The sequence below is a fragment of the Aeromicrobium sp. Sec7.5 genome (assembly GCF_036867135.1).
Taxonomy (GTDB): domain Bacteria; phylum Actinomycetota; class Actinomycetes; order Propionibacteriales; family Nocardioidaceae; genus Aeromicrobium.
Map to the genome: position 1 here is coordinate 911,382 of NZ_JBAJIJ010000001.1, position 26,517 is coordinate 937,898.

Annotated in this window: 29 protein-coding genes and 3 tRNA genes; 21 read left to right on the forward strand and 11 right to left on the reverse strand. The window is 71.3% G+C overall.

Annotation, left to right across the window (positions count from 1 at the left end):
• Position 1: 1 nt before the first annotated feature.
• Positions 2–415 carry a PaaI family thioesterase gene (locus V6S66_RS04610; RefSeq protein WP_334205582.1) on the reverse strand — a complete coding sequence of 138 codons (414 nt, stop codon included), beginning with the start codon at positions 413–415 and terminating at the stop codon, positions 2–4.
• Between the two features lie 62 nt (positions 416–477).
• Here V6S66_RS04610 and V6S66_RS04615 point away from each other — a divergent pair, with 62 nt between their 5' ends.
• Positions 478–915 (forward strand): VOC family protein, encoded by a 438-nt coding sequence (locus tag V6S66_RS04615; RefSeq protein ID WP_334205583.1) that lies wholly within the window; start codon positions 478–480, stop codon positions 913–915.
• A 13-nt stretch (positions 916–928) separates the two neighbouring features.
• Here V6S66_RS04615 and V6S66_RS04620 read toward each other — a convergent pair whose 3' ends face one another.
• Complete coding sequence (locus tag V6S66_RS04620; RefSeq protein ID WP_334205584.1) at positions 929–1,894, reverse strand: quinone oxidoreductase family protein; 966 nt, start codon at positions 1,892–1,894, stop codon at positions 929–931.
• A gap of 201 nt (positions 1,895–2,095) precedes the next feature.
• Between V6S66_RS04620 and recO the strand changes: the two genes are divergently transcribed.
• Together recO and V6S66_RS04630 are read left to right on the forward strand one after the other, a co-directional pair.
• Positions 2,096–2,824 (forward strand): DNA repair protein RecO, encoded by a 729-nt coding sequence (gene recO / locus V6S66_RS04625; RefSeq protein ID WP_334205585.1) that lies wholly within the window; start codon positions 2,096–2,098, stop codon positions 2,822–2,824.
• A gap of 10 nt (positions 2,825–2,834) precedes the next feature.
• The gene (locus V6S66_RS04630) at positions 2,835–3,602 is read left to right on the forward strand and encodes an isoprenyl transferase (RefSeq protein WP_334205586.1); all 768 of its coding nucleotides are present in this window, start codon (positions 2,835–2,837) and stop codon (positions 3,600–3,602) included.
• Between the two features lie 36 nt (positions 3,603–3,638).
• Here the strand turns inward: V6S66_RS04630 and efeB are convergent, their stop codons facing one another.
• From efeB to efeU, 3 genes are read right to left on the reverse strand one after another with little or no spacing between them, the layout of a single operon-like run.
• The gene (efeB, locus tag V6S66_RS04635; RefSeq protein ID WP_334205587.1) at positions 3,639–4,904 is read right to left on the reverse strand and encodes an iron uptake transporter deferrochelatase/peroxidase subunit; all 1,266 of its coding nucleotides are present in this window, start codon (positions 4,902–4,904) and stop codon (positions 3,639–3,641) included.
• A gap of 4 nt (positions 4,905–4,908) precedes the next feature.
• Complete coding sequence (efeO, locus tag V6S66_RS04640) at positions 4,909–6,123, reverse strand: iron uptake system protein EfeO (RefSeq protein ID WP_334205588.1); 1,215 nt, start codon at positions 6,121–6,123, stop codon at positions 4,909–4,911.
• On the reverse strand, positions 6,123–7,019 hold the full coding sequence (efeU, locus tag V6S66_RS04645; RefSeq protein ID WP_334205589.1) for an iron uptake transporter permease EfeU: 897 nt from the start codon (positions 7,017–7,019) through the stop codon (positions 6,123–6,125). The genes efeO and efeU overlap by 1 nt, the downstream gene beginning before the upstream one ends.
• A gap of 193 nt (positions 7,020–7,212) precedes the next feature.
• Here efeU and V6S66_RS04650 point away from each other — a divergent pair, with 193 nt between their 5' ends.
• The 10 genes from V6S66_RS04650 to V6S66_RS04695 all read left to right on the forward strand — a co-directional run bounded on the left by V6S66_RS04650 (position 7,213) and on the right by V6S66_RS04695 (position 13,904).
• Positions 7,213–7,992, forward strand: a complete 780-nt coding sequence (locus V6S66_RS04650; protein WP_334205590.1) for a fumarylacetoacetate hydrolase family protein — start codon at positions 7,213–7,215, stop codon at positions 7,990–7,992.
• Positions 7,985–9,496: a glutamate--tRNA ligase gene (gene gltX, locus V6S66_RS04655; protein WP_334205591.1), complete on the forward strand. Its 1,512-nt coding sequence runs from the start codon at positions 7,985–7,987 to the stop codon at positions 9,494–9,496. The genes V6S66_RS04650 and gltX overlap by 8 nt, the downstream gene beginning before the upstream one ends.
• A 10-nt stretch (positions 9,497–9,506) precedes the next feature.
• The gene (locus V6S66_RS04660; RefSeq protein ID WP_334205592.1) at positions 9,507–9,923 is read left to right on the forward strand and encodes an acyl-CoA thioesterase; all 417 of its coding nucleotides are present in this window, start codon (positions 9,507–9,509) and stop codon (positions 9,921–9,923) included.
• A gap of 84 nt (positions 9,924–10,007) precedes the next feature.
• Positions 10,008–10,079 (forward strand) — tRNA-Gln (locus V6S66_RS04665).
• A gap of 26 nt (positions 10,080–10,105) precedes the next feature.
• A tRNA-Glu gene (locus V6S66_RS04670) sits at positions 10,106–10,178 on the forward strand.
• Between the two features lie 38 nt (positions 10,179–10,216).
• Positions 10,217–10,289: transfer RNA gene (locus V6S66_RS04675), tRNA-Glu, on the forward strand.
• Between the two features lie 195 nt (positions 10,290–10,484).
• A complete protein-coding gene (locus V6S66_RS04680; RefSeq protein WP_334205593.1) occupies positions 10,485–11,222 on the forward strand; it encodes an NYN domain-containing protein in 738 nt (245 codons plus the stop codon).
• Positions 11,223–11,277: 55 nt separating this feature from the next.
• Positions 11,278–12,738: a DNA-3-methyladenine glycosylase 2 family protein gene (locus tag V6S66_RS04685; protein WP_334205594.1), complete on the forward strand. Its 1,461-nt coding sequence runs from the start codon at positions 11,278–11,280 to the stop codon at positions 12,736–12,738.
• The gene (locus V6S66_RS04690) at positions 12,735–13,196 is read left to right on the forward strand and encodes a methylated-DNA--[protein]-cysteine S-methyltransferase (RefSeq protein WP_334205595.1); all 462 of its coding nucleotides are present in this window, start codon (positions 12,735–12,737) and stop codon (positions 13,194–13,196) included. The genes V6S66_RS04685 and V6S66_RS04690 overlap by 4 nt, the downstream gene beginning before the upstream one ends.
• An 87-nt stretch (positions 13,197–13,283) precedes the next feature.
• On the forward strand, positions 13,284–13,904 hold the full coding sequence (locus tag V6S66_RS04695) for a hypothetical protein (RefSeq protein ID WP_334205596.1): 621 nt from the start codon (positions 13,284–13,286) through the stop codon (positions 13,902–13,904).
• 27 nt (positions 13,905–13,931) lie between these two features.
• Here V6S66_RS04695 and V6S66_RS04700 read toward each other — a convergent pair whose 3' ends face one another.
• Entirely contained in the window at positions 13,932–14,648 is a 717-nt protein-coding gene (locus tag V6S66_RS04700; RefSeq protein ID WP_334205597.1) for an IclR family transcriptional regulator, read from the reverse strand.
• A gap of 138 nt (positions 14,649–14,786) precedes the next feature.
• Between V6S66_RS04700 and leuC the strand changes: the two genes are divergently transcribed.
• The 3 genes from leuC to V6S66_RS04715 are packed head-to-tail and all read left to right on the forward strand — an operon-like array spanning position 14,787 to position 17,278.
• Positions 14,787–16,208: a 3-isopropylmalate dehydratase large subunit gene (gene leuC, locus V6S66_RS04705; protein ID WP_334205598.1), complete on the forward strand. Its 1,422-nt coding sequence runs from the start codon at positions 14,787–14,789 to the stop codon at positions 16,206–16,208.
• 3 nt (positions 16,209–16,211) lie between these two features.
• Complete coding sequence (leuD, locus tag V6S66_RS04710; protein WP_334205599.1) at positions 16,212–16,811, forward strand: 3-isopropylmalate dehydratase small subunit; 600 nt, start codon at positions 16,212–16,214, stop codon at positions 16,809–16,811.
• Positions 16,808–17,278 (forward strand): hypothetical protein, encoded by a 471-nt coding sequence (locus tag V6S66_RS04715; RefSeq protein WP_334205600.1) that lies wholly within the window; start codon positions 16,808–16,810, stop codon positions 17,276–17,278. Before leuD ends, V6S66_RS04715 begins: the two co-directional genes overlap by 4 nt.
• A gap of 17 nt (positions 17,279–17,295) precedes the next feature.
• On the opposite strand, the gene V6S66_RS04720 is transcribed toward V6S66_RS04715, so the two are convergent.
• A complete protein-coding gene (locus V6S66_RS04720; protein ID WP_334205601.1) occupies positions 17,296–17,613 on the reverse strand; it encodes a hypothetical protein in 318 nt (105 codons plus the stop codon).
• Positions 17,614–17,700: 87 nt separating this feature from the next.
• Between V6S66_RS04720 and V6S66_RS04725 the strand changes: the two genes are divergently transcribed.
• Positions 17,701–18,429: a lysophospholipid acyltransferase family protein gene (locus V6S66_RS04725; protein ID WP_334205602.1), complete on the forward strand. Its 729-nt coding sequence runs from the start codon at positions 17,701–17,703 to the stop codon at positions 18,427–18,429.
• The gene (locus V6S66_RS04730; RefSeq protein ID WP_334205603.1) at positions 18,429–19,430 is read left to right on the forward strand and encodes an NAD(P)H-dependent glycerol-3-phosphate dehydrogenase; all 1,002 of its coding nucleotides are present in this window, start codon (positions 18,429–18,431) and stop codon (positions 19,428–19,430) included. Before V6S66_RS04725 ends, V6S66_RS04730 begins: the two co-directional genes overlap by 1 nt.
• On the opposite strand, the gene V6S66_RS04735 is transcribed toward V6S66_RS04730, so the two are convergent.
• A complete protein-coding gene (locus tag V6S66_RS04735; protein WP_334205604.1) occupies positions 19,406–20,533 on the reverse strand; it encodes a trans-sulfuration enzyme family protein in 1,128 nt (375 codons plus the stop codon). The genes V6S66_RS04730 and V6S66_RS04735 overlap by 25 nt on opposite strands.
• A 47-nt stretch (positions 20,534–20,580) precedes the next feature.
• Here V6S66_RS04735 and V6S66_RS04740 point away from each other — a divergent pair, with 47 nt between their 5' ends.
• Positions 20,581–21,642 carry a D-alanine--D-alanine ligase family protein gene (locus V6S66_RS04740; RefSeq protein WP_334205605.1) on the forward strand — a complete coding sequence of 354 codons (1,062 nt, stop codon included), beginning with the start codon at positions 20,581–20,583 and terminating at the stop codon, positions 21,640–21,642.
• 39 nt (positions 21,643–21,681) lie between these two features.
• Here the strand turns inward: V6S66_RS04740 and V6S66_RS04745 are convergent, their stop codons facing one another.
• Positions 21,682–21,918 (reverse strand): Lrp/AsnC family transcriptional regulator, encoded by a 237-nt coding sequence (locus tag V6S66_RS04745; RefSeq protein ID WP_334205606.1) that lies wholly within the window; start codon positions 21,916–21,918, stop codon positions 21,682–21,684.
• A gap of 83 nt (positions 21,919–22,001) precedes the next feature.
• Between V6S66_RS04745 and V6S66_RS04750 the strand changes: the two genes are divergently transcribed.
• Positions 22,002–22,985 (forward strand): thiamine-phosphate kinase, encoded by a 984-nt coding sequence (locus V6S66_RS04750; protein WP_334205607.1) that lies wholly within the window; start codon positions 22,002–22,004, stop codon positions 22,983–22,985.
• 112 nt (positions 22,986–23,097) lie between these two features.
• Here the strand turns inward: V6S66_RS04750 and V6S66_RS04755 are convergent, their stop codons facing one another.
• Entirely contained in the window at positions 23,098–24,525 is a 1,428-nt protein-coding gene (locus tag V6S66_RS04755) for an amidase (RefSeq protein WP_334205608.1), read from the reverse strand.
• Positions 24,526–24,585: 60 nt separating this feature from the next.
• Entirely contained in the window at positions 24,586–24,771 is a 186-nt protein-coding gene (gene rpmB, locus V6S66_RS04760; protein WP_334205609.1) for a 50S ribosomal protein L28, read from the reverse strand.
• A 151-nt stretch (positions 24,772–24,922) separates the two neighbouring features.
• Here rpmB and V6S66_RS04765 point away from each other — a divergent pair, with 151 nt between their 5' ends.
• Positions 24,923–26,515, forward strand: a complete 1,593-nt coding sequence (locus V6S66_RS04765; protein WP_334205610.1) for a DAK2 domain-containing protein — start codon at positions 24,923–24,925, stop codon at positions 26,513–26,515.
• Positions 26,516–26,517: the final 2 nt, after the last annotated feature.

Consider the following 26,517-nt stretch of genomic DNA (forward strand, 5'->3'; position numbering starts at 1 on the left):
CTCAGGGACGCTTGACGATCTTGACGATCTGGCCCGTGGCGATGACCTGGCCGTCGCACTCGACCTGGCCCGACAGGAAGGCGTGGCCTCCGCCGAGCCGGTCGATGCGGGCGGAGGTCGTCACGGTGCTCCCCACGCGGGCGGCCGCCACGAGGGACACCGACGAGCTGATGGTGGCGGCGAAGGCCCCCGAGGGAAGCTCCGACGCCAGCAGGAGGTAGGCCGAGACGTCGATCAGCAGGCCGTGGAGGCCGCCGTGCAGCACGCCGGACGAGGCGGCGTTGTCGGGGCCGACCTCGACCTCGAGCCCGGCCGTCGGGTCCTCCGGGTCCCGCAGCCGGATCCCCAGCGTCTGGTGCAACGGGGTGGAGAGCACGGTGTCGAGGACCTCGTCGAGGAGGCGGGTCGAAGTCATGGCCCACATCGTCGCAGTCCCGTCGTCGATTTCGGTCACCGGTCGGTGGCAACGTGACCCCCATGGGACGCACCGTGCAGATCACGTTCGACGCCGCCGATCCCGCGCGGCTCGCCAGCTTCTGGGCCGCGGCCCTCGGGTACGAGCTCCAGGCGCCGCCGCCGGGGTTCGACACCTGGGTCGAGGCGCTCACGGCCTTCGGGGTGCCGCCCGAGCTGCACAACTCACGGTCCGCCCTCCTCGACCCGGAGGGTGCCGGGCCGCGTGTCTTCTTCCAGCAGGTGCTCGATGCGAAGGCCGGCAAGAACCGGTTGCACCTCGACATCCGGGTCGCGCCCGGTCTCGCCGGTGACGAGCGCATGGCGGCGCTGGAGGCCGAGTGCGAGCGGCTCACCGCTCTGGGTGCCACGCGTCTGTACCGCGTCGAGCCCGACGGTCGCCTGGAGACCGGGTTCGTCACGATGGCCGATCCCGAGGGCAACGAGTTCTGCCTCGACTGAACGCGGGTCCGCGTCAGGGCAGCAGCAGGAGCTTGCCGGTCGTGCGGCGACCCTCGAGGTCGACGTGCGCCGTCGCGGCGTCCGCCAGGGGGTAGGTGCCGCCGATGCGCACGTCGAGCTCACCCGAGGCCACGGCCGCGAACACGTCGGCGGCCCTCCACTCGAGCTCGTCGCGCTCCGCGATGAAGTCGGCCAGCGAGGGCCGCGTCAGCACGAGCGATCCCTTCGTGTTGAGGGCACGGGGGTCGACCGGGGGCACCGGTCCGCTCGCGGCGCCGAAGAGCACGAACGTCCCTCGCCGCTGCAGGGCGTCGAGTCCCTCGTCGAAGGTCGAGGCGCCGACACCGTCGAGCACCGCGCGGACACCGCGGCCGTCGGTCAGGTCGCGCGCCGCGGCGCCGAACCCCTCGTAGTCGAGCACCTCGGCCGCGCCAGCGCCGCGCGAGAGCTCCTTCTTCTCCGACGAGCCGGCCGTGGTCAGCACCCGCACCCCCTCGCGCACCAGGAGCTGGGTGAGCAGCAGGCCCACACCGCCTGCGCCGGCGTGCAGCAGCACCGTGTCGCCCTCGACGAACGGGACGATGGAGTGCACGAGGTAGTGCGCCGTCATTCCCTGGAGCATGAGCGCGGCCGCGGTGGTCGGATCGACCCCGTCCGGGACGACCACGGCCTGCGACGCGGGGACGATCGCGTGCTCGGCGTAGGAGCCGGAGCCGTGGCCCCAGGCGATGACGTCGCCCTCGCGCACCCCGTCGACGTCGGCGCCGGCCTTCATGACCCGGCCGGCACCCTCCTTGCCGAGGGTGAACGGAAGTGGCGTCGCGTAGGCGCCCGAGCGCTGGTAGGTGTCGATGAAGTTGACCCCTGCGGCGAGCACCTCCACGAGCAGCTCGCCGGGACCCGGATCCGGCACGGCGATCTCCTCGAGGCGCAGCTCCTCGGGTCCGCCATGGGATCGGATGACGATGGCACGGGTCATGCCCGCAACCCTACGCACGCATGGTGGGCCCGGAGCGGGGTGTCGAGACGGCCCGATGCCCGCCAGCGCGGCAGAATGGTGGACAGACCCGGCAGGGATGCCGGGCCCTGGGCGGCGAAATCGAAACGGGATGCCGGGCCCTGGGCGGCGAGATGAGCACGGGCGAGATGAGCACGGGCGAGATCAACACGGAGGTGTGGCATGACGCTGTACCGCGACTCCGCCGTCGTGCTCCGCACCCACAAGCTCGGCGAGGCCGATCGCATCGTCACGATGCTCAGCCGGCAGCACGGCCAGGTGCGCGCGGTCGCCAAGGGCGTCCGCAAGACCACGAGCCGTCTGGGCGGCCGTCTGGAGCCGTTCATGCACGTCGACCTGCAGTTCGCGGTCGGCCGCACGCTCGACATCGTCACCCAGGTGCAGACGCTCGACCCGTTCTCGCTGTCGCTCGGGGGCGACTACGGCGCGTACACCGCGGGCACCGTGATGCTCGAGACCGCCGAGCGGGTCGTGCCCGAGGACTCCGAGGCGTCGCTGCCGCAGTACCAGCTGCTCGTCGGTGCGCTCCGGGCCCTCAGCGAGCGCCGGCAGCCGGCCGGGCAGCTCCTCGACTCCTACCAGCTCCGCGCGCTCGCGATCGCGGGGTACGCGCCCAGCTTCGGGCTGTGTGCGCGGTGCGGCACGCCAGGACCGCACCGCAACTTCCACGCCGCGTCGGGCGGGATCCTGTGCGACCGCTGCCGCGTGCCCGGGTCGTCGGCGCCGAGCGCGCCCACCGTGGCCCTGCTCGGTGCGTTGCTCACGGGCGACTGGGAGTCGGTCGCCACCGCCGACGACCGCTCGTTGCGCGAGGCCACGGGCATCGTCAACGCCTACGTCGCCTGGCACCTCGAGCGTTCCCTGCGCTCGCTCGCGCACGTCGATCGGTAGGTTCGACGCGATGTCCACGCGCCCGGTCCGCCCGCCACGTCCGCACCCGTCCGGGGTGCGGGCTCCCGACCTGCCCCTGGACCAGGTGCCGAGGCACGTCGGCATCGTCATGGATGGCAACGGCCGCTGGGCCAAGGAGCGGGGCCTGCCGCGGACCGCAGGGCACGAGATGGGGGAGGCGGCCCTGTTCGACGTCGTCGAGGGTGCCGTCGAGCTGGGCATCGAGGCCGTGTCGGCCTATGCGTTCTCGACCGAGAACTGGAAGCGCTCACCCGACGAGGTGCGATTCCTGATGGGCTTCAACCGTGACGTCATCCGGCGTCGTCGCGACGAGATGCACGAGATGGGCGTGCGCGTCCGCTGGGCCGGGCGGCGGCCCCGCCTGTGGCGCTCGGTCATCAAGGAGCTCGAGGCGGCCGAGGAGCTCACCCGGCGCAACACCGTGTGCACGCTCACGATGTGCGTCAACTATGGCGGACGGGCCGAGATCGTCGACGCGGCGGCGGCGCTCGCGCGCGACGCCGTCGCCGGCAAGGTCAACCCCGACCGCATCGACGAGCGCACGTTCGCGCGCTACCTCGACGAGCCGTGGATGCCCGACGTCGACCTGTTCTGGCGCACCTCGGGCGAGCAGCGCACGAGCAACTTCCTGCTCTGGCAGTCGGCCTACGCCGAGATGGTCTTCAGCGACATCGCGTGGCCCGACGTCGACCGGCGCGCACTCTTCGCCGCGGTCGAGGAGTACGCGCGCCGCAACCGCCGGTACGGGTCGGCCTGATCGTCCGTCCCCGCCCCGCCGGCTGGTGGGAGGGCGTCAGGCCTCGAACAGCCCCTGCGCGATGTGCTCGCCCTTGCGGACGCCCGGCGGAACGGCGTAGAGCGCCGAGCCGACGTGCCGGATGTACTCGTTGAGCGCGTCGGTCTTCAACGAGGTCTGCACCTGCACGAACTGGGCCGGATCACGCTGGAAGGACAGGAAGAACAGCCCGGCGGTGATCTGGCCCAGGTCGTTGTTGCCGTCGACGTAGTTGTACCCGCGCCGCAGCAGGCGCACCCCGTCGTTCATGTCGGGGTGGGCGAGGCGCACGTGCGAGGCCGACGGCATGGCGAAGTCGCCGGTCGAGGACGGCATCGCGAAGTCGGGTTCGGTCATCTCGGTGCCACCGGAGAGCGGAGCGCCCTCACCCTTGGTGCGCCCCACCACCAGCTCCTGCTCCTGGAGGCGTGTGCGGTCCCAGCTCTCGATCGTCATCTGGATCGTGCGGGCCACGAGGTAGCTGCCGCCGGCCATCCAGCCGTCGTCGGCCCACACCCAGCGGTCGAGCGCCTCGGCGTCGTCGGACAGGACGTTGGCCGTGCCGTCCTTGAAGCCGAAGAGGTTCCGCGGTGTCTGCTGACCCGCGCTGGTGCGTGAGGTGCGGCCGTACCCGAGGCGGGTCCAGCGCACCTGGGCGCGCCCGAACGCGATGCGGCTCAGGTTGCGGATCGCGTGCACCACGACCTGGGGGTCGTCGGCGCACGCCTGGATGCAGAGGTCGCCGTCGCTGATGGAGTCCTCGAGGAGGTCGAACGCGAACGAGGGGAGTGGCGTGAGCGCCTCGGGTCGCTTCGCCGCGATGCCGAACGGATCGCCGTCCCGGTCGAACAGCGACGCTCCGAGGCCGAAGGTGAGGGTGAGGTTGTGCGGACCGAGCCCGAGCGCCTCCCCGGTGTCGTCCGGGGGAGCGAGCGGCGAGCCGTCGGTGGCACCCGTCTCGCCGACCTCCTGGCCCGCGGTGAGCTGCGCTGCTGCTGCGGTCCAGTCATGCAGCAGCGAGACGAGCTCCTCGCGACCGGCACCGGCGGTCATGTCGAGGCTCGCGAAGTAGAGGTGCTGCTGCACCTCGGTCGTGATGCCGGCCTGGTGCTCGCCGTGGAAGTCGTGCGTCCCGCGGCTGGGGTCGGCGGCGTCGGCCGACGTCGCGCGGGCCGTGCCGAAGCCCACCGCCGTGCCCGCCGCTGCGACCGCGGCCAGGCCGAGGACGCCCCGGCGCGAGACGCCGCGGGGCGGGGGCCCCTGCGGCGGCGTGGACTCGTTCATCGGGTCACGCGCCGGGATCGACGCCGAGGACCGTGAACGTGAGCTTCGACAGGGGCTCGCTCAGGGCGTTGAGCTGCGCGCCCAGGGCGTTTCGAGCGGCCTGGTCGACCGTCTCGTACGAGACGAAGCCGGCGTCGTAGCTGCCGTAGGTCGCGAGCAGCGCCACCATGTCGGCGAACTTCTCGTCGAGCTCGGTCACGAGCTCCTCGCCGTCGGCGCCGTTCGCGGCGGCGATGTCCCGCACGCTCTCGTACGCGACCTGGGCGCCCTCGACGTTCGCCAGGAAGTCGTACAGGTCGGTGTGCGCGAACTCGTTCTCCTCGCCGGGCAGCTTGCCGTCCGGCGCGGCGATCTCGTCGAGCAGGCCGATCGCCCCGTTCGTGATGTCGTCGACGCTCAGCTCGAAGTCGTCGGCGTGGACCTCGTCGTACAGGGACTGGATGTCGGCGTCGAGCTGGTCGGCCACGGCCGCGCGGCCGGCCGCGTCGAGCGGCTGGATGTCCTCGTCGGGGTAGTTGCCGCGGGCCTCGTCGATCCAGAGGTCCATCTCGATGCGGTGGAAGCCGGTGAACGGCAGGCCCTCGGCCTCGGCGCCGGGCTTGCGGTAGTCGATCTTGGGATCGAGGTCGCCGAAGTTGCTGGCGGTGGGCTCGACGCGCTCGTAGTTGATGCGGGCCAGGGGGAACTGGCGGCGCGCCTCGTCGTCGTTGCCGGCCCGGTAGGCGTCGGTGAATGCCTGGGTACCCGTGACGAGCTCGGCGACCTGGGACTTCGTGTAGGCCGTGTAGCTCGCGACGGCGTCGTCGATCGCGGCCTGGTCGTCGGCGGAGACCTCGACGTCGTCGCCGGTCACGCTGAACGCGGACTGGCCGACGCCCTCGCCGACCATGCCGGGCTTGCAGACCGTGAAGTAGTCGCCCGGCTGGAGCTGGACCGTCAGGTCGCGGCTGGCACCGGCGGCGATGTTCTCGACCTCACCCACGATGCGCAGACCGTCGTCGGCGAGCACGTAGAACTCGGTGACGTCGTCGCCGGTGTTCTCGACCTCGAACCGCACGGGTCCGCTCGTGGCGGTGGCCGACTCGACCGCGCAGTCGTCGGCGGTGCTGGTGACGGCGATCGCCGACGCGGCGGACGCGTTGTTCTCGACGCAGCCGCTGAGGACGAGGGCGCCGGCCAGGGCCAGCGGTGCGGCCCAGCGCAGGGAGTGGTGGTTCATCAGGCGGAGGCTCCTTCGGGAACGGGGGAGGGTGCCGGCGAGCGGCGACGGGTGGTGCGCAGGAAGAGGGTCATGACGACGACGAGGTAGACGGCCCAGACCAGGACCTCGAGGACCGTCATCTCGGGGCTGAAGCCGATCGTGCCCTTGAGGATGGCCGCGGGCAGACCGGACGGGTCGATCACGTCGGGGATGCGGAAGAGCCAGGCGGAGTCGCCGTAGAGGCTCGAGAGGAGGCCGCCCGCGCCCTCCGGCGCCGGCTCGAACGGTCCGGGCAGGAACCGGGCCTCCTGGAGGTCGTGCACCGCGTAGGCCAGCACGCCCGCAGCGACGACGACCAGCAGCCCGCCGGTCCACTGGAAGAAGCGGGCCAGGTCGATGCGCACGATGCCGCGGTGGATCAGGGCGCCCAGGGCGACCGCGGTGGCGAGGCCGAGCATCGCGCCGAGCCACGGCGACTCGCCGTCGCCGGAGGAACGGACGGCACTCCAGAGGAACAGGGCGGTCTCGATGCCCTCACGAGCGACGGCCAGGAACCCCACGAGCACGAGGCTCCATGCGGCGCCGGTGAGGGCGCGGTCGACCTCGCCCTCCAGATGGCCCTTGAGGTGACGCGCCGTCCTGGCCATCCAGAACACCATCCAGGTCACGAAGCCGACGGCGATGATCGACATCGTGCCGCCGATCAGCTCCTGCGCCTGGAAGGAGAGCCCGTAGGTGCCGAAGGTGAGGATCGCGCCGACGGCGAGCGACAGCAGGACCGCGGCGGCGACGCCGAGCCAGATCCGGGGACGGACATCGGATCGACCGACCTTGCGCACGTAGGCGAGCAGGATGCCGACGACGAGTGCGGCCTCCAGGCCCTCGCGCAGTCCGATGATGAACGTGCCGACCACGATGCTCCGTCCGTTGCCTTCTCACGGTGATTGCTCAGGGTAGGCTCACCTGAGCACCGGAGCACGGTAACACCGCTGCTGCTCGCGTGAAACTCCTGCGGCCCGGGAGCGGGGCCGAATCGGTCACACCGCCGTCCTCGTCGGCTCTCGGCCGCCGATCCGCCCTGCTGCCCCCGCCGCTAGGCTCGAACTCGTGCGTATCGCCAGATTTGCCGCAGACGATGATCCCCGGTTCGGCGTCGTGGGAGAGGAGGACGGCACTCCCACGCTCGCGGTGCTCAAGGGCGACCCGCTCTACGCCGGCATCGAGCTGACGGGCGAGAAGGTCCCGCTCGACGACGTCCGCCTGCTGGCGCCGGTCATCCCGCGCAGCAAGGTCCTCGGGATCGGACGCAACTACGCCGCGCACGCGGCCGAGCTCGGCCACGACGTCCCGTCGGAGCCGCTGGTCTTCCTCAAGCCCAACACCAGCGTCGTGGGCCCGGGCGACCCGATCGTCTACCCGCGCGCGACCAAGGATCTCCACTTCGAGGGCGAGCTCGCCGTCGTCATCGGGCGCATCTGCCGCGACGTTCCCGCCGCCGATGCCGCCAAGGTCGTCTTCGGCTACACCGTCGCCAACGACGTGACGGCCCGCGACCTGCAGAAGTCCGACGGCCAGTGGGCCCGCGCGAAGGGCTACGACACGTTCTGCCCGCTCGGCCCCTGGATCGAGACCAACCTCGACACCAGCAACCTGCGGGTCCGCACGACCCTGAACGGCGAGACCCAGCAGGACGGCACGACGGCCGACATGGTCTTCGACGTCCCCGCGATCATCGCCCACGTCTCGAGCTTCATGACGCTGCTGCCCGGCGACGTCATCCTCACGGGCACGCCGGAGGGCGTCGGGCCGATGCAGGTCGGCGACTCCGTCAGCATCACCGTCGCCGGCATCGGCACCCTCGTCAACCAGGTGGTCTCGCATGACTGACACCGTCCCCGCCACCGCCCCGAGCAAGCCGGTGGTTGCGCGCTTCTGCCCCTCGCCCACGGGCAACCCGCACGTCGGCATGGCCCGCACCGCGCTGTTCAGCTGGGCGTTCGCGCGCCACCACGGCGGCACGTTCGTCTTCCGCATCGAGGACACCGACGCGAGTCGCGACAACCAGGAGTCGTACGACCTCCTGGTCGACGTCATGCGCTGGCTCGGTCTCGACTGGGACGAGGGCGTCGAGGTCGGTGGCGACAACGGCCCGTACCGCCAGAGCGAGCGCATGGACGTCTACGCCGACGTCGCGCAGCGCCTGCTCGACGCCGGCCTGGCCTACAGGGCCTACGACACCGCCGAGGAGCTCGAGGAGCGCCGCGACGCCGCGCGCGCCGAGGGGCGCCCCAGCGGCTACGACGGCCTGCACCGCGACCTGACGCCTGAGCAGCAGGCGGCGTACGAGGCCGAGGGCCGCAAGCCGGTCATCCGCTTCAAGATGCCCGCCAAGGACTGGACCTTCGACGACCTCGTGCGCGGTCCGATCACGTTCGGCGCCGACAACGTGCAGGACTTCGTCATCGTGCGTGCCAACGGCCAGCCCCTGTACACGCTGACCAACCCCACCGACGACGCGATGATGGGCATCACCCACGTGCTGCGCGGTGAGGACATCCTGTCGTCGACCCCGCGTCAGATCGCGCTCTACGAGGCCTTCGCGGAGATCGGCGTCGGCGACGGCTCCACCCCGCGCTTCGGCCACCTGCCGTACGTCATGGGCCAGGGCAATCGCAAGCTGTCCAAGCGTGATCCGGAGTCGAACCTGCTCGGCTACCGCGAGCAGGGCTTCCTGCCCGAGGGCCTGCTGAACTACCTCGCGCTGCTCGGCTGGTCGCTGCCGGCGGTCGACGGCGTCGAGCGCGACGTCTTCAGCCTGGCCGATCTCGTCGAGGCCTTCGACGTCTCGCGGGTCAACCCCAACCCGGCACGCTTCGACCTGGCCAAGTGCGAGGCGATCAACGGCGACCACATCCGTCTGCTGCCGGTCGAGGAGGTCGCGGAGCGCCTGCTGCCGTACCTGCAGACCGCGGGTCTGATCGGCACGCCGGCCGACGACGCTCAGGTCGCCCTGCTCGCCGCGGCCACGCCCCTCGTGCACGAGCGGATCGCCAAGCTCACCGAGGCCGTCGACATGCTCCGGTTCCTGTTCGTCGACGACGACGACTTCGTGGTCGACGAGGCCGACGCCGCCAAGAACCTCGACGAGAAGGGCCAGGCCACGGCGCGCGCCGCCCGCGACGCGCTGGCCGAGCTGCAGACCTGGGACACCGAGTCGATCGAGGCGGCGCTGCGCGCGTCGCTCGTCGACGGCCTGGGCCTCAAGCCGCGCCTGGCCTTCGGCCCGGTCCGGGTCGCCGTGACCGGCAGCCGCATCTCGCCGCCGCTCTTCGAGTCGCTCGAGCTCCTCGGGCGGTCCCGCACGCTGGCCCGTCTCTCCGCAGCCCTGTGAGGGGCGCGCGGTGAGCGCCTTCGTGCACCGCCTGCGGGTCCGCTACCAGGAGTGCGACCCGCAGGGCATCGTCTTCAACGCGAACTACGTGGCCTACGTCGACGTCGCCCTCACCGAGCTCTGGCGAGGAGCCTTCGGCAGCTACGACCAAGTCGTCGCCGAGCACGGGATCGACCTCGTCGTCGGCTCACTCACGATCGACTTCCGGTCGTCGGCGCGTCCGGACGACCTGATCGACATCGGCCTGAGCCTGACCGCGATCGGCACGACCTCGATGACGTGGGCGATCGAGATCCGACGCGACGACGAGCTCCTCGTCGAGGGATCGATCCGCCACGTGTGCGTCGGGGCCACCTCGATGGGCAAGGTGCCGGTCCCGGATCGGGTTCGCGCCGTGTTGACCGGGGCGTACGGCGATCGGGCGTGACCGGTTTGGGTGCCAGGAGTGACGTCGGGTAGAGTGTCACCTCGGTTCGGAAGCCTCGGATTTTCGAGGGATCCGATACCCCCATGGGGTATGGTGTAATTGGCAACACGGCTGATTCTGGTTCAGTTGTTCTAGGTTCGAGTCCTAGTACCCCAGCTGTGGTCGGGCTTGCCCGACCCCGCGCCCCGTTGGTCTAGCGGTTATGACGCCGCCCTCTCAAGGCGGAGATCGCCGGTTCGAATCCGGTACGGGGTACGAGCGCACCACGGTGCGTCGCACGGCCTTCGGGCTGTGGCCCCGTTGTGTAGCGGCCTAGCACGTCGCCCTCTCAAGGCGGTAGCGCGGGTTCGAATCCCGTCGGGGCTACGAGACCCCCACCGGCTCCACCTGGTGGGGGTCTTCTTGTTGCCCGCCCCCAGAGACCTCCTGCCACCAGATGTGTGCGCCAACTCGGCTGGGTGAGTTCTGCGGGGCCGAGTTTGCGCACCAATGTGGTGGTCAAGGGTGGGTGGCGGCGCGCGCGGCGCGGGGACGCGGCTGCTCACCTGTAGCGTCGTGGGCATGGAAGAGTCTCGGATCGCCGTCCTGATCGACGCCGACAACGCACCCGCGAAGAAGATCGACGCGATCCTGAGCGAGGTCGCCACGGTGGGCGTGGCCCACGTGCGCCGGGCCTACGGCGACTGGACCAACCCGACGATCGGCCCGTGGTCGAAGGTCCTGCAGGACTACGCGATCGCGCCGATCCAGCAGTTCGCCTACACCAAGGGCAAGAACGCCTCCGACATCGCGATGGTCATCGACGCGATGGACATCCTCTCCACCGGCACGGCCCAGGGCTTCGCGATCGTCTCGAGCGACGCCGACTTCACCCCCCTCGTGATGCGCCTTCGCCAGTCCGGCGCGATCGTGCTCGGCTTCGGCCAGGAGAAGACCCCCAACGCCTTCGTCAACGCCTGCACGCGCTTCGTGTACCTCGAGCGCATCGGCGGCGAGGAGGCCGACCAGGAGCGCCCCGAGAAGCGGGCCGGCGGCACCCGCATGAGCGGCAACGAGATGCGCGGCAACTCCCGTCTCGTGCAGATGCTGCGCGCGGCGGTCGACGCCGATGCCGACGACCACGGCTGGGCCACGTTGTCGGCGGTCGGCAAGCAGGTCCGCAACCAGTCGTCCTTCGAGCCGCGCAACTACGGCTACGCCAAGCTCATCAGCCTGCTGGAGGAGATCGATCTGTTCGAGATCGACAAGTCCACCGCGAACGTCCAGCTGCGGCGCAAGGAAGCGCCCAACCAGCGCTGACGCCCGCGTCCGAAACCCGCCAGACGCGGTGGGTGTCGCGACGCATGATGGAGTCATGACCGACGCGCGCGACCCGCAGCACGAGCGCCAGTACCGCGCCGTGCAGTCGCGCGACGCGCGGTTCGACGGCGTGTTCTTCACCGCCGTCCGCACGACGGGCATCTATTGCCGTCCGTCGTGCCCGGCCGTCACACCCCGGGCCCACAACGTCCTGTTCTACCGGTCGGCGGCTGCCGCGCATGGCGCCGGCTTCCGCGCCTGCCGCCGGTGCCGGCCCGACACCGTGCCGGGGTCGCCGGAGTGGAATCACCGGGCCGACGCCGTGGGTCGCGCGATGCGCCTGATCCGCGACGGCCTCGTCGAGCGCGAGGGCGTCGAGGGGCTCGCGCAGCGCCTGGGCTACAGCTCGCGCCAGGTGCACCGCCTGCTTGCCTCGGAGGTCGGCGCGGGTCCGCTCGCGCTGGCCCGCGGCGCCCGCGCCCACACGGCTCGCCTGCTCGTGGAGACCACGTCGCTCTCCATGGCGGACGTCGCCCATGCGGCGGGATTCGCCTCGGTGCGCCAGTTCAACGACACGATGCGCGAGGTCTACGGGTGTACGCCGACCGAGCTGCGCCGACGCCGCGTGCCGGGATCCGCCGCCGGGCACCTCACCCTGCGCCTGGCCGTCCGGCAGCCCTTCGACGGCGCCGGACTGATCCAGTTCCTGGAGGACCACGCCGTGCCGGGCGTCGAGATGGTGCGCGACGGCACCTACGCCCGCGTCGTGCAGCTGCCACACGGCCCGGGGGTCGTCGAGCTGACGCCGTCCGGCGACCACGTGCTGGCCCGGCTCGAGCTCACCGACCTGCGTGACACCGCGGTGGCGGTCGAGCGCTCGCGGAGCCTGCTCGACCTCGACGCCGACCCGCAGGCGATCGACGCCGTGCTCGGTGCCGATCCCCAGCTGGCCGTATTGGTGGCCGAGGTCCCGGGCCTGCGGCTTCCGGGCGGCTTCGATCCGGTCGAGACGGCCGTGCGCACCGTCGTGGGCCAGCAGGTCTCGGTCACGGGTGCTCGCACGGTCCTGGGCCGCCTGGCCGACCAGCTCGGGCAGCCGGTCGACCTGTCCCTCGCCGCCGAGCACGGGCTGCTCCGCAGCTTCCCGACCACCGAGGTCCTGGCCGACCTCGATCCCGAGACGCTGCCGATGCCGCGCTCCCGGGGCCGTGCGGTCGCCACGATCGCCGGCGCCGTCGCGGCGGGCGAGCTCGACCTCTCACCGGGTGCCGACCGCGTCGCCACGCGAGCTGCCCTCGTGGCCCTGCGCGGCATCGGACCCTGGACCGCCGACTACGTCCTGATGCGCGGTCTGGGCGATCCCGACGTCCTGCTCACGACCGACCTCGTCCTGCGCCGCGAGCTCGACGCCCGCGGCCTCACCCCCGAGCAGACCGACCGGTGGGCGCCCTGGCGCTCCTACGCCGGCCTGCACCTCTGGCGCTCCGCCACCTCACCCGACAGGATTCCCAGATGACGACACGATGGATGGACTCACCCATCGGCGGCCTCCGCCTCCACAGCTCCGCGGGGCTGCTCACCGCCATCGAGTTCGGCGCGGAGGTCCGCGGCGAGCGGGTTCCCGACCCGGTGCTCGACGCCACCGAGACCCAGCTGTCCGAGTACTTCGCGGGCGACCGCCAGGAGTTCGACCTGCCCTTGGCCAACGACGGCACCGAGTTCCAGCAGAAGGTGTGGGGCGAGCTGCGCCGCATCCCCTTCGGCGAGACCGCGAGCTACAGCGAGATCGCTGCCCGGCTCGGGTACGAGCCCGTCGTCTCGCGCGCCGTCGGCGCGGCCAACGGCGCCAACCCGATCCCGGTCGTGGTGCCCTGCCACCGGGTCATCGGCTCCGACGGCACGCTCACGGGCTACGCCGGCGGCGTCGAGCGCAAGCGGATCCTGCTCGACCTGGAGCGCCCCGGCCTGTTCTGACGCGCTTCGCCCGCGCCTCGGACGTGCACCGAGAGTTCACTCGCATACGGCACGATGGGACCCGAACCGATCCACACGAGGAGCGTCATGGCGAAGAAGAAGTCCACGGCCGACAGCGTCGTCGCTGAGCTGAAGGCCCAGGTCAAGAAGTACGAGAAGACGATCGACAAGCTCGAGGCCCGCCTCGAGAAGCGCAAGATCGACGTCAAGAAGTACCAGGCCCTCGCCGACTCCTACAAGTCCGAGGCGGGCAAGTACAAGGACAAGGCGAAGAAGGCCGCCCGCAAGGCCGCCGAGGACGCCAAGCGCTTCGCCGCCAAGGTCGAGAACACCGCCGACGACATCGAGGACGCCGTCGAGGACGCGGCCGAGAAGGCCGGCGCACGCGTGGCGTCCGCCGCCCGCGATGCTCGCGGCGCCGTGACCCGGGCCACGGGCGGCTCGGCGAAGTCGGCCCCCGCAGCCGCGAAGGCTCCGGCGAAGAAGACGGCGAAGAAGTCGACGGCGAAGAAGGCCCCGGCCAAGAAGCCGGCGAAGAAGGCCACGGCCAAGAAGGCGGCCCCGGCTACCAGCGGTGCGACCGCCCCGACGTCGTCGACGCCGAGCGCCAGCTGGACCGTCACGCAGCTGCGCGCCGAGGCCCGCACGCGCGGCATCGCCGGCTACTCGCGCAAGTCGAAGGCGCAGCTGCTCACCGAGCTGGCCTGAGCCCCGCGGGGCCTGCGCCGGCCGGACTCAGAGTCCGCGGCGCAGGCTCTGCGACAGTCGCTCGCCGGCGGCTACGACGGCCGGGGCGTGCATGCGGCCGGGCTGGCGGGTGAGGCGCTCCAGCGGTCCCGAGACCGAGACCGCCGCGACCACCTTGCCCGAGGGGGAGCGGACGGGGGCCGAGACCGATCCCACGCCGCTCTCGCGCTCGCCGATGCTCTGCGCCCAGCCGCGCCGGCGGACGGCGGCCAGCTCGGCGGCCGAGAACGTGGCCTTGAGCAGGCCCTTGTTCATGCGCTCGGGGTCCTCCCACGACAGCAGGACCTGGGCGGCCGAGCCGCCGGTCATCGTGAGCTGGCTGCCGACCGGGATCGAGTCGCGCAGACCCGTGGGGCGGTCGGCGGCCGACACGCAGACCCGGTGGTCGCCCTGGCGGCGGAACAGCTGGGCCGACTCGCCCGTGATGTCGCGCAGCCGGGCCAGGACGGGGCCGGCGGCTGCGAGCAGGCGGTCCTCGCCGGCGGCCGAGGCCAGCTCGCCCAGGCGCGGGCCGAGGATGAAGCGACCCTGCATGTCGCGAGCCACGAGACGGTGGTGCTCCAGGGCCACGGCGAGCCGGTGGGCCGTCGGCCGGGCGAGACCGGTGGCGGCGACCAGACCCGCGAGCGTGGCAGGTCCGGGCTCGAGCGCCGCCAGCACCAGAGCGGCTTTGTCGAGAACCCCGACTCCGCTAGAGTTGTCCATGTCTTGATACTGCCGTATCGAATCGTGAGACGCAACCATGGGTTAGCGAACCCTGCGTGGCCTCTCCGGCGGGCGGTGGGACGAGGATGCGACAACAACCGAGACGCGAGACCAGCAACCTACGAGGGAGTGGCAGCAATGGGCAGGACCCTGGCCGAGAAGATCTGGGACGACCACGTCGTCCGCAGTGCCGCGGGAGAACCGGACCTCCTCTTCATCGATCTCCACCTGATCCACGAGGTCACCAGCCCGCAGGCCTTCGACGGGCTCCGGCTCTCGGGCCGCCCGGTGCGTCGTCCTGACCTGACGCTGGCCACCGAGGACCACAACATCCCCACGACCGACCTCGACAAGCCGATCGCCGACCTGGTCTCGCGCACGCAGGTCGAGACGCTGCGTCGCAACGCCGAGGAGTTCGGCGTCCGGCTGTACCCGATGGGCAACATCGACCAGGGCATCGTGCACGTCGTCGGCCCGCAGCTCGGCCTCACGCAGCCCGGCATGACGATCGTGTGCGGCGACTCGCACACCTCCACGCACGGTGCGTTCGGCTCGATCGCGTTCGGCATCGGCACGAGCGAGGTCGAGCACGTCCTGGCCACGCAGTCGCTGTCGCAGGCCAAGCCGAAGATGATGGCCGTCGAGGTCACCGGCGAGCTGCAGCCCGGCACCACGGCCAAGGACCTGATCCTCGCGCTGATCGCGCAGGAGACCACGGGCGGCGGTCAGGGCTACATCGTCGAGTACCGCGGCGAGGCCATCCGCCAGCTGTCGATGGAAGCCCGCATGACGATCTGCAACATGAGCATCGAGTGGGGCGCCAAGGCCGGCCTGATCGCGCCCGACGCCACGACGTACGAGTACCTGAAGGGCCGCACGCACGCGCCGCAGGGCGAGGCGTGGGACCAGGCCGTTGCCTACTGGGACTCCCTCGTCAGCGACGACGACGCGTACTTCGACAAGACCATCACGATCGACGCCTCCGAGGTCACCCCGTTCGTCACCTGGGGTACCAACCCGGGCCAGGGCGTGCCGCTGTCGGCCTCGGTGCCCGTCCCCGACGAGATCGAGGACGCCAACGAGAAGGTCGCCGCCGAGCGGGCCCTGGAGTACATGGGCCTGACCGCTGGCACGCCGATGCGCGACATCGCGATCGACACGGTCTTCATCGGCTCGTGCACCAACGGTCGCATGGAGGACCTGCGGGTCGTCGCCGACATCATCAAGGGCCGCACGGTCGCCGAGTCCACGCGCGTGCTCGTCGTGCCCGGTTCGGTCCGGGTGCGCCTGCAGGCCGAGGAGGAGGGGCTCGACCTGGTCTTCAAGGAGGCCGGCGCCGAGTGGCGCGGCGCAGGCTGCTCGATGTGCCTGGGCATGAACCCCGACACGCTCACCCCCGGCGAGCGCAGCGCCTCGACCTCGAACCGCAACTTCGAGGGCCGCCAGGGCAAGGGTGGTCGCACCCACCTGGTCTCGCCCGAGGTCGCCGCCGCCACCGCGGTGCTCGGCCACCTGGCCTCGCCCGCCGACCTGCCCGACACCGTCCCGGCTGGAGTCTGAATCATGGAGAAGTTCACCTCGCACACCGGCGTCGCCGCCCCCCTGCGTCGCAGCAACGTCGACACCGACCAGATCATCCCCGCCGTCTACCTCAAGCGGGTCACGCGCTCGGGCTTCGAGGACGGCCTGTTCGCCGCCTGGCGAGGCGACCCCGACTTCGTGCTCAACCAGCCCGCGTACGAGCACGCCACCGTGCTGATCGCCGGTCCTGACTTCGGCACCGGGTCGTCGCGCGAGCACGCCGTGTGGGCGCTGCAGAACTACGGCTTCAAGGCCGTCATCAGCCCGCGCTTCGGCGACATCTTCCGCGGCAACTCCGGCAAGGCCGGCCTGCTGGCCGCCGAGGTCGACGAGAAGGTCGTGCAGGCGCTCTGGGACTTCGTGGCCGCCAACCCGGGTGCCTCCGTCACGGTCGACCTGGAGTCGCGCACGGTCAGCGCCGGCGAGGGCCCCGATCGCATCGAGGACTCCTTCACGATCGACGACTACACCCGCTGGCGCCTGCTCGAGGGCCTCGACGACGTGGCCATCACGCTGTCGCACGAGGACCACATCGAGGCGTACGAGGCCAAGCGGCTGTCGTTCAAGCCCGCCACGTCGTGAGCCGGGGCGCGGCGCCCGTCGTCGTCCGGCGGGAGTCGCTCCTGCCGGTGCCGGCCGACGTCGTCTGGGCGCGTGTCACGACCGCCGACGGCATCAACCACGAGCTCGGCCCGTGGATGTCGATGTCACTGCCCGCCGGTGCTGACACCCTCGACATCGCCAGTGTGACGCCGACGGTGCACCTGGGTCGGTCCTGGATCCGCCTGTTCGGCGTGCTCCCGGTCGACTTCGACGACATCTCGATCACCGAGCTCGAGCCCGGACGACGATTCCTGGAGCAGTCGCGGATGCTCAGTGCGCCGGTCTGGCAGCACGAGCGGGTCGTCGATCCCGTGGGCGACGACTCCTGCCACGTGCGGGACGTCGTCACCTTTACTCCGCGGGCAGCGCTTCGCCCTGTGGCTCCTCGTGTCGTCGGTGCGCTCTTCAGCCACCGCCACCGACGTCTGCAGCAGTACTGGGTCTGAGGGTTCAGCCGCCTGCGTCAGCCCTTCGTGACGGCGGCGTGGATCGCGGCGACCTGCTCCGCGATCTGGGGCACCTGCTTGAGCAGGGCCATCTCGTCCTCGAGGTCGGTGAGCAGCGCCTGCACCTGGCCGAGCGCGTCCCGGGTCTCGGCCAGGGTGGTCTGCGTCTGAGCCAGCACCTCGTGGGTCTCGGTCAAGGTGCTGCCGACGGTCGTGAGGGTGTCGTCGACCGATGACAGCGTGCCGTCGACGCGCCCGAGGACGCCGTCGACGTTGACCAGGACCTTGTCGGCGCGGCTCAGCAGCGCGGCGGGATTGGCGGGAAGCAGAGCCATGGTTTCCTCCGTGTGAGTGACCTGCGTCATGTCTGAGCGACAAGGTACTAGGGTTCGGACATGCCCAGGAGGACAAATTTGCCGCGCATGACGCGGTGGGTGGTCCGGATCCTGCGCCCCCTCCTGATGCTGATCACCCGGCGTGACTGGCAGGGCGCCGAGAAGCTGCCGCAGGGCGGCTACGTGCTCGCCCCGAACCACATCTCCCACGTCGACCCGATCCTGCTCGCCCACTTCATGGTCGACCACGGCGTCACGCCGCGGTACCTCGCGAAGGACACGCTGTTCGACGTCAGGCTGATCGGTGCGATCGTGCGTGGGGCCGAGCAGATCCCCGTCCACCGGAGCACGGCGGGGGCCGCGGAGTCGCTCCGCACGGCCGTGGAGTCGGTGCAGGCCGGCCAGGTCGTCACGATCTACCCCGAGGGCACGATCACGCGCGACCCCGACCTCTGGCCCATGTCGTCGCGCACGGGTGCCGTGCGGGTCGCGCTGGCCAGCGGCAGGCCGTTGGTCCCCCTCGCGCAGTGGGGCGCCCAGGACATGCTGTGGCCCTACTCGAAGCGACTGCGTCTGCTGCCGCGCAAGACCATCCACGTGCACGTCGGCGATCCCGTCGACCTGACCGACTTCGAGGGCCTCGAGCTCACCGAGGACCTCCTCCACCGAGCCACCGACCGCCTGGTCGACGCCTTGACGGCGATGCTCGGCGAGATCCGGGGCGAGCTGCCGCGGGGCGCACGGTTCGACGTGCGGACGCTCGAGCGCCCCCGGTCCACCCTTCCCGACCCCACGACGAACACCGAGGAGCACTGATGGCCACCATCGCAGTCATGGGAGCAGGCTCCTGGGGAACGGCGTTCGCGCTCGTGCTGGCCGACGCCGGCAACCAGGTCCGTATCTGGGGTCGTCGCACCGAGCTGTGCGAGGCCATCTCGACGACCCACGAGAACCCCGACTACCTGCCCGGCATCGCCCTGCCGGAGTCGATCACGGCCTCCGCCGACGCCGGCGAGGTGCTCGACGGCGCCGAGGTCGTGGTGCTCGCGGTCCCGTCCCAGCAGCTGCGCGGCAACCTCGACGCCTGGGGCAAGCACGTCCCCGACGACGCCGTGTTCGTCAGCCTCATGAAGGGGGTCGAGCTCGGCACCCACCTGCGCATGAGCGAGGTCATCGCCGAGATCACCGGCGCCGGCCCCGAGCGCATCGCGGTGGTGAGCGGTCCGAACCTGGCGAAGGAGATCGCGGCACGGGAGCCGGCGGCCAGCGTCGTGGCCTGCGCCGACGAGGCCACGGCGATGCGGCTGCAGACGATCTGCCACTCGCCGGCCTTCCGGCCCTACACGAACAACGACGTGGTCGGCTGCGAGCTGGGCGGCACCACCAAGAACATCATCGGTCTCGCGGTCGGGGTCGCGGTCGGGCTGGGCTTCGGCGACAACGCCAAGGCGTCGATCATCACCCGCGGCCTGGCCGAGACGGGTCGTCTCGGTGCCGCGCTGGGGGCCGACCCCATGACGTTCGCTGGCCTGGCGGGCCTGGGCGACCTCGTGGCCACCTGCTCCTCACCGCTGTCGCGCAACCGCACGTTCGGCGAGAAGCTCGGCCAGGGCCTCACGGTCGACGAGGCTGCCGCTCAGATGCGTCAGGTGGCCGAAGGGGTGAAGTCGTGCACCTCGGTCAAGGAGCTCGCCGCGATCCACGGCGTCGAGATGCCGATCGTCGACGCGGTCGACGCCCTGGTGCAGGGCACGATCACGCCGACCGAGCTGGTCAAGGCGATGATCGCGCGTCAGACCCAGCCCGAGGTGCGCTGAGGCTCACGGCGGGCTCCGCCGGCCGGCGTCGCTCCACCCACCACGGCGTCGAGGCACCGCGCGATGTCGTCCCAGACGTCCTCGACGTTCTCGATGCCGACCGACAGGCGCACCAGGGCCTCCGGGACGTTCTCCGGCTCGCCGGGGTGCCGACGACGGCGCTCCCAGGAGGTCTCGACGCCGCCCAGGCTCGTGGCGTGCACCACGACCTCGCTCGACTCCGTGGCCTGCTGGGCGGCCTCGGAGCCGGCGATGACCTCGAAGGCGATCATCGTGCCGAAGCCGGGGTAGCGCACGCCCGCCACGTCGGTGCGATCGAGCAGCCGGGCCGCGATCTCGGTGGCGTTCTGCTCGGCGCGGTCGAGGCGGACGTGGAGCGTGCGCAGGCCGCGAAGGGCGAGGTAGGACTCCAGCGACCCGGGGACCGAGCCCAACGACGTGCGGCGCGTGCGCAGGGCGCGCGCGGCGCGCTCGTCGTGGGTGACGACGACGCCCATCAGGACGTCGCTGTGGCCCGCCAGCAGCTTCGAGGCGGAGTGCACGACGAAGTCGGCGCCGAGGTCGAGGGGGCGCTGGCGCAGCGGGGTGGCCAGGGTGTTGTCGACGACCACCGCGGTGCCGAACGCCGTGACGGCCGCACTGATCGCGCGGATGTCGGCGACGTCGAGCTCGGGGTTGGTGGGGGACTCGAGCCACACCATCGCGGCATCGGCCGAGGCGGCGATGACGGCCTCGGTGTCGGTGACGTCGACGAGCTCCAGCTCGAGCAGGCCACGGCGGGCCCGACGGTCGAGCTCGACCGTCGTGCCGTAGTAGCTGCCGTCGGCCGCCACGACCTTGGCCCCGACGGGGAGCAGCTCCAGCACCGAGACCGTGGCCGCCATGCCGGACCCGAACGAGACCGCGTGGCCGCCCTCGAGCGCACCGACCGCCTCCTCGAACGCCTCCCACCCGGGATTGCCGTGCCGGGCGTACTCCGAATCACCCCCCGGCACGAGCGCCGTGGCGAGGGTGATGGGGGTGTTCAAGGGGCCGCCGGGAGTGCGGGGCGGGCGGCCAGCAGCCACGGCGAGCGTCTCGAGCGAAGTCGGTCGGACAGACATGCGCCTATTGTGCAAGGTCGTCAGTGAGCGGCGATAGGGTCCTGAGGATGAGTTCTTCAACCGGCGGCTCCCGCACCCGTGTCTGCCTCGTCTACGGCGGGCGTTCCAGTGAACACGGGGTCTCGTGCCTCACCGCACGGGAGGTCCTGTCGGTCATCGACGTCTCACGGTACGACGTGCACGCGGTCGGGATCACGCGGTCGGGGCGCTGGGTCTCCGCCGATCCGCGCTGGCCCGACCTGGCTCCGGGCGAGCTCCCGGAGGTCGACGAAACGGCACCGGCGGTGCCGTGGGAGTCGGTCACCGATGCCGACGTCGTCTTTCCGCTCCTGCACGGCCCCTGGGGCGAGGACGGCACCCTGCAGGGCCTGCTCGACCTGGCCGACGTCCGCTACGTCGGTGCCGGCGTGCTCGCCAGCGCGGTCGGCATGGACAAGGCCTTCGCCAAGGTCGTCTTCGCCGCCGCCGGCCTCCCGCAGCTGCCCTACGTCCCGATCGAGTCGGGAGCGTGGCCCTCGGACCGTCCGCGGATCGAGGCACGGGTCAGGGCCCTCGGGCTGCCGGTCTTCGTCAAGCCCTCGCGCGCAGGGTCGAGCTCGGGCGTCGTCCGGGTCGACACCTGGGACCAGCTCGCCCCGGCGATCGAGCAGGCTCGCGACTTCGACCCCAAGGTCGTCGTCGAAGCGGGCAAGGTCGGGGCCCGCGAGGTCGAGTGCGGGATCGTCCAGGGCGTCGACGGCACGCCGCGGGCCAGCGTCGTCGGCGAGGTCCGGGTCGAGCACGGGGCGCACACGTTCTACGACTTCGAGGCGAAGTACGTCGACGGCACGAGCGCCAACGTGGTGCCGGCCGAGCTGTCGCCCACCGTCTCGGAGCGCATCCGCGCCTACGCGCTCCAGGCGTTCCAGGCCATCGGTGGCGAAGGCCTCGCGCGCGTCGACTTCTTCCTCGACGGCGACGAGCTCGTGATCAACGAGATCAACACGATGCCGGGCTTCACGACGTCGTCGATGTTCCCGTTGCTCTGGGAGGCCTCCGGCGTGCCGTACGCCGAGCTCGTCGACCAGCTGCTGCAGCAGGCGCTGTCGCGGCCCACCGGCCTGCGCTGAGACCCAGGAACGTCGGGCCCAGAGAAGTCAGGCCCAGCGTCAGGGGTTCACGACCGAGCAGGTCAGGGTGCGCGTGATGTCGGGCGACTTCTGGACCTGGCCGATGACGAACGTGCCGAGCTCGTCCATCGAGGGACCCTCGACCAGCGCGATGACGTCGTACGGGCCCGTGACGTTCTGGGAGGAGATGACTCCGTCGATCTGGGCGATGGCCGTGGCGACGTCGGCGGCCGTGCCGACCTCGGTCTGGATCAGCACGTAGGCCTGAACCGTCATCGTGACTCCTTCGTTGCGTGGACCGGCACAACCTACCGGATGCGGTTCCCCGGTCTGGCCCCCGCCTGCGCGACAATGGACGCATGAACGCCACCGGAGGAGCAACCCGCGACCTCACCGTCGAGACGGTGTCCGAGCTGGGCGAGTTCGCGCTCGTCGACCGGATCAGCCGGGCGCTGAGCTCGACCGAGGTCGTCGTCGTCGGCCCTGGCGACGACGCCGCCGAGATCACTGTCGACGGCAACCTGATCGTCTCGACCGACGTGCTCGTCGACCAGCGGCACTTTCGTCGCGACTGGTCGACGGCCCACGAGGTGGGGCGCAAGGCGGCCGCGTCGAACCTGTCCGACCTGAACGCGATGGGCGGGTGGGCCACGGCCCTCACGATCGGCCTGGCCCTGCCGGGCGACCTGCCCGTCGCCTGGGTCGACGAGCTCGTGCGGGGCATCGTCGACGAGTGCGACTCGGTCGGTGCTGCTGTCGTGGGCGGCGACGTCACGGCGTCCGACGTGCTCACGATCGCCGTCACGGCCCTGGGTGAGGCGCCGCGCACGGTGCGCCGCGGCGACGCCGAGGCCGGCGACCAGGTCGCCGTCGCCGGCGTGCTCGGCCTGGCCGGCGCCGGATTCGCGGCACTCAGTCGAGGCTTCCGGTCGCCGCGGGCCGCGGTCGAGGCCCATCGCGTGCCCAGCCCGCCGTACGGCGCGGGCGAGGAGGCGGCCGACGCGGGAGCCACGGCCATGATCGATGTCAGCGACGGCCTCCTGGGCGACCTCGGGCACGTCGCCCGGGCCAGCGGTGTGCAGATCGACCTCAGCTCCGAGCTCGTGCCGATCGAACCGGCCGTGATCACGGTGGCCGAGGCACTGGGTCGCCATCCGGTCTCGTTCGTGCTGACCGGAGGCGACGACTACGCGCTCGCCGCCACGTTCCCCGCCGACGCCACCCTGCCCGAGGGCTGGGACCTCATCGGCACGGTCCTGGCCGTCCCCGAGGGCGACCACCCCCGGGTCACGGTCGACGGTGAGCCCTGGGACGGCTCCACCGGCCACGAGCACTTCCGGTAGACAGCAGAGCCGGTAGTACCGCTCGCGAGAGACTTTGTTGGTGGTCAGGAGAGACTTTGTTGGCCAACAAAGTCTCTCCTGTGTACACACAAACTCTCTCGCGAGCGGTACATCAGGTGGTGGCGGTGATGCGGGCGAATCCCATCGACTGCTCGAGCTCGAAGGCCAGCTCCAGGAGGGTGCGCTCGTCGCCGTGCGTCGCGGAGAAGTGGATGCCGATCGGCCGGCCGTCCGAGGTCTGGGCCAGGGGAAGGCTGATCGCGGGGCCCCCGGCCGCGTTGTTGGCCGGGGTGTACGCCGCGTAGTCGAGCAGGCGCGGCAGCATGACCTCGTAGCCGGCTGCGGGGGAGAGGTGGCCCAACAGGGGCGTCGTGGAACCGACGACCGGGGAGAGCACGACGTCGACGGCGTTGTCGCGGAACGACTGCTGGTAGATCGACTCCGAGCGCTTGAGGGCTCGGATCGCACCGGGGGTGCGCCACGGGCGACGTAGGAAGTCCCGGGCCAGGCCCTTCGTCAGGTCGTCGTTGAGGCTGCGGTCGTACTTCGCGTGCAGCAGGCGCCCGCCGAAGCGGTGCATCGAGAAACCGAGCATCGCCCAGTAGTGGAGGAAGTGGTCGACGAAGGCCTCGTCGACCGGGAGCGGCACCTCGACGACCTCGTGGCCGTCCTTCTCGAGCCGTTCCGCGATGGCGAGGACGGCGGACCGGGTCTCGTCGTCGGGCGCGGAACGCAGCGAGCTCAGGATCAGTCCGACCCGGAGGCGTCGGTCCGACGGGCCCTCGACGAGACCGACCCGGTTCAGGGCGCGGTTGGGCGTGTGGCGGTCGACCGCCGCGAGGAACGCGGCGGAGTCGCGCACGCTCCGGCTGACGATGCCGTTCGACACGATGTTGACCGGCATGGCGCCCGCCTGGGCGTCGGGGACCTCACGGCCGCGGGTGAACTTCAGGCCCACGAGCCCGCACGCGGCGGCGGGGATCCGGATGGAGCCGCCTCCGTCGTTGGCGTGGGCGAACGGCACCACGCCGGCGGCCACGAGCGCGGCCGATCCTCCCGAGGAGGCGCCGCACGAGTAGTCGGTGTGCCACGGGTTCCGTGTCGGCTCGGCCACCTGGAACTCGGTCGTCGCGTTGAAGCCGAACTCGGGCAGCGAGGACTTGCCGAGGTTGATCGCCCCGGTCGACAGCAGCTGTGTCGTGAAGGGATCGTCGGCGAGGGCGCGCGGCGGGTCGAGCAGCGCGGCGGAACCGTGCCCGGTGGGCAGGCCGGCGACCCCGGTGTTGTCCTTGATGAACGTGGGGACGCCGCCGAAGACGCCGGTCGCCGACGACCGGGCCGTGTCGCGCGCCCGGTCGAAGTCGGGCGTCACGATCGCGTTGAGCCGCGGCTCGACGGTCTCGGCACGCGCGATCGCGGCGTCGACCGCCTCGGCGGCGCTGAGGCGTCCTGCGGAAATGGCTTCGGCGACCCCGACTGCGTCGAGGTCGCCGAGAGCGTCGTCAGCGAAGGAGTGGGCTCGGTCCGTGGTGCTGGTCACACGGCGACAGTAGCGTCACGTGCAGGTGCAGCAGTTCAGAACGACCGAGGCCGTCCAGGTTCAGCGAGAGACCTTGCCGGCCTTCAAGCAGGAGGTGCACACGTTGACCCGCTGGGGCGTGCCGTTGATGACGGCGCGCACGCGCTGGATGTTCGGGTCGAAGCGACGCTTGGTGCGTCGGTGCGAGTGGGAGACGTTGTGACCGAAGCCGGGTCCCTTGCTGCACACGTCACAGACGGCTGCCACGGTGATCACTCCTGAAGAAGCTCGAGATGATGAGATGGGGATGCCGCCGACGAACGTCGAGCAGGCAACCGCTCAAGAATAGCCGAACGACACGACGCATTGCGAATCGGCCTCGTGCGCGGACGTCGCGGGTGCCGATAGCCTCGGCGCCATGAGTCTGCGTCTCGGGTCGGTGCCGTTCGTGCGGTGGACCCGGTTGTGCACCGATGCCCTGGCGGGCGCGCGTGCCGAGATCGACGCACTCAATGTGTTTCCCGTGCCGGACTCCGACACGGGAACGAACGCGTTCGTCACGTTCGCGGCCGGTGCCGAGGCCGTGGCGGAGCTCGGCTCCGAGGCCGATCTCGTGACCCTCGTGAAGGCGTATCGCGACGGTCTGCTGACGGGCGCCCGCGGCAACTCCGGCGTGATCATGTCCCAGCTGGTGCGCGGGAGCCTGTCGGGGCTCCCGTTCACCGAGGAGGTCACGGCCGAGAACGTCGCGGTGGCCTTCGAGCGCGCCACGGCCGCCGCCTACGAGGCTGTCGGCGACCCGCAGGAGGGCACGATCCTCTCCGTCGCGGCAGCGGCGAGCCAAGGCGCCCGCGAGGCCGCCGACGCCGGGCGTTCGGCCCGCGAGGCCTTCAGTGCGGCCGCAGCGGCCGCGCGTGAGGGCCTGGCCCGCACCCCCTCGCAGATGGAGCTGCTCGCCCGGGCCGGAGTGGTCGACGCGGGCGGCCGGGTGCTCGTGGTCGTGCTGGACGCGACGGAGCAGGCGCTCACCGGCCGCGCGGCACCCACCACCCGCGCCGTGGTCCCGGTGCCGGTCGAGGCGGGCGTCGACCTCGTCGAGGGCGGTCCGGCCTACGAGGTCATGTACCTGCTCGATGCGGCCGACGACGAGATCCCGGCGCTGCGCAAGGCGCTCGCGGCGCTCGGCGACTCCCTGGTCGTGGTGGGCGGCGAGCGCCTCTGGAACGTGCACGTGCACGTCGACGACGTCGGTGCGGCGATCGAGGCGGGCCTGCAGGCCGGCACCCCGCGCCGCATCGCCGTCACGCACTTCGCCGACCAGGTGGCGGCTCAGCCCAAGCAGCGACGCCGACGTCGGGTCGTCATCATGGCCACGACGGGCGACGGCATCACCGAGCTGTGCACCGAGCACGGAGCCGTCACGATGCCGTTCTCGCGCACCTCGCCGCTGTCGCACGACGTCGTGGCCTCGGCGCTGGAGTCGGCCGACGCCGACGAGATCGTGGTGCTGCCCAACAACTCCCGCTACGTCGGCCTGTTCGAGGCGGCCGCGAAGGCGGCGCGAAGCGGCGGCCGCCGGGTCGCCGTGATCCCGACGTCGGCCCAGGTGCAGGGTCTGGCGGCCCTCGCCGTCCACGACCCCGGCATCGACTTCGACGACGACGTCGTGGCGATGTCGAGCGCGGCCGGTGGCACGGCGCACGGCGCCGTCACGGTCGCGTCCGAGCCGGGCATCACGATGGCCGGTCCGTGCGAGGCCGGCGACGTCCTCGGCGTCGTCTCGGGGGACTTCGCCCTGGTGGGGGAGTCGGCGCTGGAGGTCGCGGCCCAGGTCGTGGAGCGTCTGCTGACCCCGTCGTCCGAGCTCGTGACCGTCGTGTTCGGGCAGGGCGCCGACGACGACCTCGCCACCCGCCTCCGGGCCCACGTGGAGGGCGAGCGCCCCGACGTCGACGTCGAGGTGCACGCCGGAGGCCAGGAGAACTACCTGTTGTTCATCGCGGTGGAGTGACG